The organism is Psychrobacter sp. UBA2514 (genome assembly GCF_002341255.1).
GTDB lineage: Bacteria > Pseudomonadota > Gammaproteobacteria > Pseudomonadales > Moraxellaceae > Psychrobacter > Psychrobacter pacificensis.
This window is the reverse complement of the sequence record NZ_DDNS01000022.1, coordinates 88,861-89,812: the sequence shown is the minus strand read 5'-3', so window position 1 is coordinate 89,812 and position 952 is coordinate 88,861. Positions and strand designations below refer to the sequence as shown.

General features: G+C 46.2%; 1 protein-coding gene. It reads right to left on the bottom strand.

Annotated features, from left to right (window positions below):
- Positions 1-70 precede the first annotated feature (70 nt).
- Positions 71-952, bottom strand: an 882-nt coding sequence (tuf, locus tag B3V51_RS07880; protein ID WP_286708197.1) for an elongation factor Tu, incomplete at its 5' end; no start/stop codon positions are given.

The following is a 952-nucleotide window of genomic DNA, read 5'->3' as shown; positions in this document are numbered from 1 at the left end:
AAAAAAAGCCACCCTAGATAGGATGGCTTTTTTATGACTAATTCATAATCTCATTACTGAGACTTAAGTCTTAGTTCAATACGTTAGCAACAACACCAGCGCCTACAGTACGGCCACCTTCACGAATAGCGAAGCGTAGACCTTTGTCCATAGCGATTGGGTGGATAAGCTCTACGCCCATCTCAACGTTATCACCAGGCATGACCATTTCAGTACCGTCTTGTAATTGGATTGCGCCAGTTACGTCAGTGGTACGGAAGTAGAACTGTGGACGATAGCCGTTTAGGAATGGTGTGTGACGTCCACCCTCTTCTTTTGACAGTACGTATACTTCGGCGTCAAATTTGGTGTGAGGCGTGATTGAACCTGGCTTCGCTAGTACTTGGCCACGTTGTACGTCTTCACGCTTAGTACCACGTAGTAGTACGCCACAGTTTTCGCCAGCACGACCTTCGTCAAGCAGTTTACGGAACATCTCTACACCTGTACAGGTGGTTTTTTGAGTGTCACGGATACCAACGATTTCGATTTCGTCACCAACTTTTACGACACCAGATTCAACACGGCCAGTTACTACGGTACCACGACCTGAGATTGAGAATACGTCTTCGATTGGCATTAGGAATGCTTTGTCAACGTCACGCTCTGGCTCTGGGATGTAGGTGTCTAGTACGTTTAGTAGTTCTACAACGGCTGGTTGGCCGTATTTTTCTTGTGAGCCTTTTAGGGCTTCAGTAGCAGAACCGTGGATGATTGGGGTGTCATCACCTGGGAAGTCATAGTCGTTCAATAGTTCACGAACTTCCATTTCTACTAGTTCTAGTAGTTCTTCGTCATCTACCATGTCACATTTGTTCATGAATACGATGATGTATGGTACGCCAACCTGACGTGATAGCAAGATGTGCTCACGAGTCTGTGGCATTGGGCCGTCAGTTGCTGATACAACTAA